Genomic DNA, 6,729 nt, shown 5'->3' with positions numbered 1-6,729 from the left:
TTACTTTTAAGATATGAACGGATCCGTTTTAGATCAGAATAATACTCAACATTGAAAAAAACTGCACAGCCTAAGGCTAGTAATACTACTAGAATCATACGACATACTCCTTAAACAGCTAACGCCTTTGTAACGGGCAGCCTTGTGGCGAAGCCATGCTTAAGGCTGTCCAGCCCGAAGGGCGATCGTTGACAAACTTGTTAAGTGTTTTTGCTGACAAACTTTCTGCTCTCTTCAATGATTTCGGTCGCTGTGTTTTCTAGATCGAAGCCAAGGTGTTCATGGCCTCGCTGATCATGTGAAAGCAGCGAGAACATTGCCAGTTCACTTGGGTGGTTATTTTCCTCACACAACTGAGCTAGCTTGTCACAGCCTAAATTTGGGTCAATGTTGCCAGCAATAATGCTTTGAGCAATGTTGATGGCATTATCTTTAATATTATCTTCCATCTTTGTAGAGACACTTACGCCGCCAAGCGTTTTGCGTCCTTTTCATTATGGCTTTGTTATGTGTTTATTCAGCTGGCTCTCTACACTGCCCGTAATACTGGAATTCAACAGGAGACATGATATTAGCTGTTTCATCAATTCGATACAGCTCAGCTTTACAATGTGTAGAATGCGCACCCAACTGACCTGAGACATTCATTTCATAATATTCATCAGCTTTAGGTTTAAATGAAGCATAAATAATACAGTTACTCATACCTGCAACTGACATAATCATGAAGCTATATTTCTTACTTGCAGCTAGCTTTACACCATCAGGGTTTAACTCAGAAATTAACGGGTTGCTGTCGTCTAATACAACTAATTTTGCACCGCTTTCAGAACCAAATGATTTCCCGCAAGTTTGTTCTTCCGTATGTACATAAACGAATGTGGAATAACCTAAAATAGGAGCGTCAAAATCATGCTTAACTTTAAACCCCGCAGAAGACTCACCAGTTTGTGGCTCAACGTAATTAGGTAATCCAGCACAGCCAGTAACCAGCAAAAGTAGTGATACGATGCTTAATCTCAAGGTAACTCCTTCTAAAACACATAACGCCCTGTTAAGGGGCTGATAATGTTTGGCTAAAATGTGTAGCGAAGCGAAACCGAGCCAAACATTAGCAGTCCCGCGCTTAAACAGCTTGTTATATTGCGATTACTTTAATGCTTGCTCTACCGCACATTGCAACAAGCCTTCATCTTCGTATAGTTCGCGGTAATCAGCTAGAGGCAGATTACCCTCGTTGTATTGTTTTTCGAAAAAAATTCGTAAGCGCCATTCATCAGGGGCGACCTTGTCGAAATCAAAATCAATTCCGCCGACATCAGCTGTTCGATAGATATCAACCCCGATACCATGTGTACGATACATCCAATTAGTACCAGGAATAGGTTTTGCTCCACGATATTTAGACTGGAGAATATCTTCGGCTTTTTCTAATTGGAAAGATTGAACTAGTAGTTCTTCAGCCCATTTTCTTTGGGCATACCACAGAGGAATAATCTTCCTGATTTTTTCGAAATTATCCATATGCTCCTAAGCAATATAACAGCGTATTAGACGGAAAAATTCCGTGTTTAAACACGGACTTTTTCCGTCTATCATGATCTTTGTTGCCACAACGCTAGCGTAATTGTTTATAAATTACAATTACTAACGTCACATCCATCAAAAATTTGTTTTGGGGAAAGGCGGAATAATTCCGTCTAATAGGCAGAAACACAGAATCACGCCTATACTGTACAAATAAACAGTGTTGCTGAGGTGTATTTTTGAATGAAAAACTCCCCTTTTCTTACCCACATCCAAGAATTTATGTATACCAGGCACTATGCTAAACGAACGATTGAAACCTACCTCTACTGGATTAAGGGCTTTATCATTTTTAACGATAAGCGTCACCCTAGCCGCTTAGCTGAAGCAGAGGTCGAGGCGTTTCTCTCCCACCTCAGTTGCCAAATGAACGTGGCGCCCAGTACGCAAAAAGTAGCTCTGAATGCGCTAGTGTTTTTGTATAAAGAGGTGCTTCGCTCACCGCTAAAGTCCCATATGACTTTCAATAAGTCCGCTAGACAAACCAAGCTTCCTATCGTGTTAACCTGTGATGAAACAGCAAAACTGCTTATGCACGTAACCATTAATCATGCACTGATCGTCAAGCTCATGTACGGCAGTGGTTTACGCTTAATGGAAGCGGTTAGACTTCGCATTCAAGATATAGATTTTGATTTTCTATCTGTGCTTGTCTGGTTCGGCAAAGGGGGAAAACACCGTAGGGTGACGTTAGCTAAAGAGTTGGTTCCAGCATTGTTGCAGCAAATTGAGTTTGCACGTCAATACTATGAAAGTGATGTGCTACGTGCAGATTATTCAGGCGTATGGTTGCCCAACGCATTAATCCGTAAATTCCCTAATGCGAATAAGAGTTTTCAATGGCATTACCTTTTTCCGTCAACACGCCTTAGTGTTGACCCAGCAGATAAAGCGGCGATACGGCGCCACCATATTGATGAAACGTCTGTACAAAAAGCGGTGAAGGCAGCAGCTTATAAAGCCGATATCAATAAAAAAGTCACCTGCCATACGCTACGTCATTCTTTCGCTACCCATTTATTACAACGAGGCGCCGATATTCGAACAGTGCAAGAACAACTCGGCCACAGTGATGTACGCACTACGCAGATATACACCCATGTGATACAAGCTGGAGGAAATGGAGTGAAGAGTCCGTTAAGTGATTTATAGCTTTGCAGAACCCATAAAAAAACCAGCGTGGAAGCGCTGGTTTTTAGGTTTATTCAATGTCGCAACAACTTACTTTTTCTCAGTCCAGCGATCCATCCAACCCAATACTTTGGCGTACCATTGCTCTAAATTCACAGGGTTCAAGATCCAATGGTTCTCATCTGGATAAATTAGCAACTCCGATGGGATACCGTTACGTTGCATGTAGCTAAACGCTGCGAGACCTTGTCCGTAAGGAACGCGAAAATCTTTTTCACCGTGAACGACAAGCATCGGCGTTTTCCAGTTTTCTACGTAGTTGACTGGGTTGAATTTTTCGTACAAGTCTTTGTTCGCTTTATATTGACCACCAAATTCATATTCAGGGAACCATAGTTCTTCAGTCACGTAATACATCGAGCGCATATCAAACAAGCCCGCATGGTTAACTAAACAATTAAATCCATCAGGCCAGTTCCCTTGGATCCAATTCATCATATATCCGCCGTAAGAGCCACCAAGGGCACAAGTGCGGTTTACATCGAGCCATTTTTGTTGTTTAGTCACAGCAGCAAGGCCTTTTTGTAAGTCTTCAAGCGGCTTGCCACCCCAGTCTTGGCTGATTGAGTCAGTAAAGGCTTGGCCATAACCCGTTGAGCCATGGAAGTCGACCATTACAACACCATAACCCGCACCAGCCCAGAGTTGTGCATTCCATCGGCTACTAAATGAATTGCCAAATGAGCCCTGTGGACCACCATGTACTAAAAATGCAATGGGGTATTTTTTCCCTGCTTGGTAGTTCGATGGTTTGATCCAGTAACCATAGACTTCTTCGTTGTTCCAGCCTTTAAAACTGAACTGTTGATATTCACCAAATTTAATCTTACTCAGTTTTTCTTTGTTGACATGGGTCAACTGAGTCGGGTTTTGTCCGTCTAGATCAATTACATGTAAATCACTTGGCTCTGAAAGGCTTTTGTGATTGAAGTAAAGCTTCTCTTGTGTAACGGCAACAACACTATTGCTACCTTCATTGTATATCGTACGGACATCACCAAACTGGGTATTGATTTCAAATATTGAAACTTGGCCGATATCCTGAGCAGTGACATAAAGTGTTTTATTGTCTGGGCCAAAAGTTAATGAATGAGGACTGCGATCCCATAAAGGCGCTACTTCTTTGCTTTGGCCGGTCACTGTATCGCGTAACATAATGGCGTAGCGATCCGCCTCGAAGCCCGGCTTACTCATGGCTAAATAAGCCATGTAACGCCCATCCGTTGAAAACGTTGGATGTGCATCCCATGCTTTGTTATCCGCGGTTAAATTTTCTGTTTTATTACCCGCGACATCGACTTGCCAGATATCGTAGTTTGTTGACCATGCTTGGTCGACACTTGGCGCTTTAGCGCTATACACAATATGTTTACCATCAGGAGTAAACGTGACTTCTTCCATACCAGAAAATGGTTTGGGTGGTGTTTCAGTATCACGGCCCGCGGTCACGTTTGTAACATGGGTCAGTTTGTCGTCGCTCAGTCGTCCCACAAACAAATGATTACGCGCATGGTCATACCAAGTATCCCAATGACGCACCATTAATTGGCTATATTCACGGCCAGTCGATTTTCGATTTGCTTCGGCATCGAACTTTTCTTTTGAGCATGCAAGAGTTTCACATTCCGGAAACGTACGAATACTCATCACAACCTGTTGACCATCTTGTGAAAGCTTATAACCATCGACGTCTAACGCTAAATCAGACACTTGCATCGCTTCGCCGCCACGAAGGGACAGTTTGTACAGCTGACTGCTCCCTGTCCGCGCAGCAATGAAGTAGATCGCCGAGTCATCCGGCGCAAAAGCGACGTCATGTTCCGTCCCTGCACCACTGGTAAGTTGCGCAGGCTTGGCGTCTTTTTGGGTGAGATCAAGCAGGTAAAGATCTGAGCTTCCCTTTCCTTCTGCATCAATATTTTTGACCGCGTATACAAGTTTGCTACCATCGTGAGAAACGACTGCCGAGTGCAATTTATTGATTTTTGTTAATTGTTGCACGCTAAATGGCGTTGGTTCGGCGGCTTGGACATTCGCCATCATTCCCGCAGTGAGTGCAAAAGCTAAAGCAGTTTTTTTCATGGTTCTATTCATCTTCTTTGAAAGGTCATTTGATATGCGTGGCATACCCTCTGCAATTCATGTAGCACGACGCAGCTTTTCGATTGGCTCGCTGCTTGTCTGAGTACATCAATAGAAATTCGGTTGGATTTGCGCACTTTATGAATTGGCGCAAAAACTAGATTGGCACACTAGCGAAATAATAAGGCTCAAGCAAGCGCTTGAGCCTAGATTTTGTATACAAATTTGTCAAAACGATCGCGAAGCTTTTAGCTTGGGTCTGCGAGTTTGCCTTTCCATATCGCAGGGCCTGTTTCATGAGCGTTGATCCCCTCAGAATCAACGGCAACTGTTACTGGCATATCTTGCACATCAAACTCATAGATGGCCTCCATCCCTAAATCTTCAAATGCAACAACGCGGGACTTTTTAATCGCTTTTGACACTAGGTATGCTGCACCACCGACAGCCATAAGGTATACGGCTTTGTGTTGACGAATGGACTCCACGGTCGCAGGTCCACGCTCGGCCTTACCGATCATGCCCATCAACCCTGTTTTTTCAAGCATCAAATCGGTGAACTTATCCATACGCGTTGCGGTTGTCGGGCCTGCTGGACCAACAACTTCGTTCCCAACAGGATCAACCGGCCCAACGTAATAGATGAACTTACCGGTAAAGTCGACGCCTTCAGGAAGCCCTTCACCCGACTCTATCAGTGTTTGTATTCTTTTATGCGCGGCATCACGACCCGTCAGCATTTTGCCACTGAGTAATAGCGTGTCACCGCTTTGCCAAGTTTGCATCTTTTCTTGAGTCACCGTATTGAGGTCAACTCGTCGAACATTCTCACCGACTTCCCATGTGATTTCCGGCCAATCTTCGAGTGATGGTGGTGACAAATCGGCGGGCCCACTCCCATCTAAATGAAAATGAACGTGACGTGTAGCGGCGCAGTTCGGGATCATCACAACAGGTTTAGAGGCTGCGTGTGTCGGGGCGGTCTTTACTTTTATGTCGAGTACAGTCGTTAATCCGCCCAAGCCTTGTGCACCGATACCAAGTTTATTCGCGCGTTCAAAAATATCTAAACGCATTTTTTCTTCGGTTGTATCCGCGCCCTTTTCTAGCAAGTCATGAATATCAACCGGATCCATTAATGATTCTTTTGCCATCACTGCAGCTTTTTCTGCCGTACCACCGATACCGATCCCCAGCATGCCTGGCGGACACCAGCCAGCCCCCATGGTTGGTAGTGTGCGTTCAACCCATGCTGCAACATCATCAGACGGGTTTAGCATCGCCATTTTTGACTTGTTCTCAGACCCGCCGCCTTTGGCTGCGATAGCAACTTCGATATGATTGCCCGGCACCATATCGATATGTACAACGGAGGGCGTATTGTCTTTGGTATTTTTACGGTTCCCAGCGGGATCAGCCACTATCGATGCACGCAATGGATTATCCGGGTTGGTGTATGCTCGGCGCACTCCTTCGTCAACCATTTGCTGCACGGTCATGTCCGTTTTGTCCCACTGCACGCCCATACCCACTTTGACAAAACACGTCACAATGCCGGTGTCCTGACAAAGGGGACGTTTACCTTCGGCTGACATGCGCGAGTTAATCAAAATTTGCGCAATCGCGTCTTTTGCTGCTGTGCTTTGCTCACGTTCATACGCTTCGGCCATAGCATCCACAAAATCTTTTGGGTGATAATAAGAGATATATTGCAGTGCGTCGGCAACACTTTCGATTAAGTCGGCTTGCTTAATCACACAAGGGGTTAATTCTGCATGAGAATCAGTACTAGACATTGTAGGCTCACTCCTGTCGCTTTACTCGGATAACTCGAGCTGGCTGTGTGTTATTGTTTTTCATCCTTTATGT

6 protein-coding genes are annotated in these 6,729 nt (G+C 44.4%); 1 reads left to right on the top strand and 5 read right to left on the bottom strand.

Annotated elements, in window-relative coordinates:
• Positions 1-200: 200 nt before the first annotated feature.
• The 3 genes from IEY18_RS13115 to IEY18_RS13105 form a co-directional block, all read right to left on the bottom strand.
• Positions 201-449, bottom strand: a complete 249-nt coding sequence (locus IEY18_RS13115) for a hypothetical protein (RefSeq protein WP_188921543.1) — start codon at positions 447-449, stop codon at positions 201-203.
• A 64-nt stretch (positions 450-513) separates the two neighbouring features.
• Positions 514-1,023 (bottom strand): hypothetical protein, encoded by a 510-nt coding sequence (locus IEY18_RS13110; RefSeq protein ID WP_188921541.1) that lies wholly within the window; start codon positions 1,021-1,023, stop codon positions 514-516.
• A gap of 126 nt (positions 1,024-1,149) precedes the next feature.
• Positions 1,150-1,524 (bottom strand): DUF6896 domain-containing protein, encoded by a 375-nt coding sequence (locus tag IEY18_RS13105; protein ID WP_188921539.1) that lies wholly within the window; start codon positions 1,522-1,524, stop codon positions 1,150-1,152.
• Positions 1,525-1,770: 246 nt separating this feature from the next.
• On the opposite strand from IEY18_RS13105, the gene IEY18_RS13100 reads away from it, so the two are divergent.
• A complete protein-coding gene (locus IEY18_RS13100; RefSeq protein ID WP_188921537.1) occupies positions 1,771-2,739 on the top strand; it encodes an integron integrase in 969 nt (322 codons plus the stop codon).
• A 69-nt stretch (positions 2,740-2,808) separates the two neighbouring features.
• Here IEY18_RS13100 and IEY18_RS13095 read toward each other — a convergent pair whose 3' ends face one another.
• Both IEY18_RS13095 and IEY18_RS13090 read right to left on the bottom strand, forming a co-directional pair.
• Positions 2,809-4,872 (bottom strand): dipeptidyl-peptidase 5, encoded by a 2,064-nt coding sequence (locus IEY18_RS13095; RefSeq protein WP_188921535.1) that lies wholly within the window; start codon positions 4,870-4,872, stop codon positions 2,809-2,811.
• A 236-nt stretch (positions 4,873-5,108) separates the two neighbouring features.
• A complete protein-coding gene (locus tag IEY18_RS13090) occupies positions 5,109-6,656 on the bottom strand; it encodes a fumarate hydratase (protein WP_188921533.1) in 1,548 nt (515 codons plus the stop codon).
• Positions 6,657-6,729 lie beyond the last annotated feature (73 nt).

The organism is Shewanella gelidii (assembly GCF_014647855.1).
Taxonomy (GTDB): domain Bacteria; phylum Pseudomonadota; class Gammaproteobacteria; order Enterobacterales; family Shewanellaceae; genus Shewanella; species Shewanella gelidii.
This window is presented reverse-complemented; position numbering and strand designations above follow the sequence as displayed.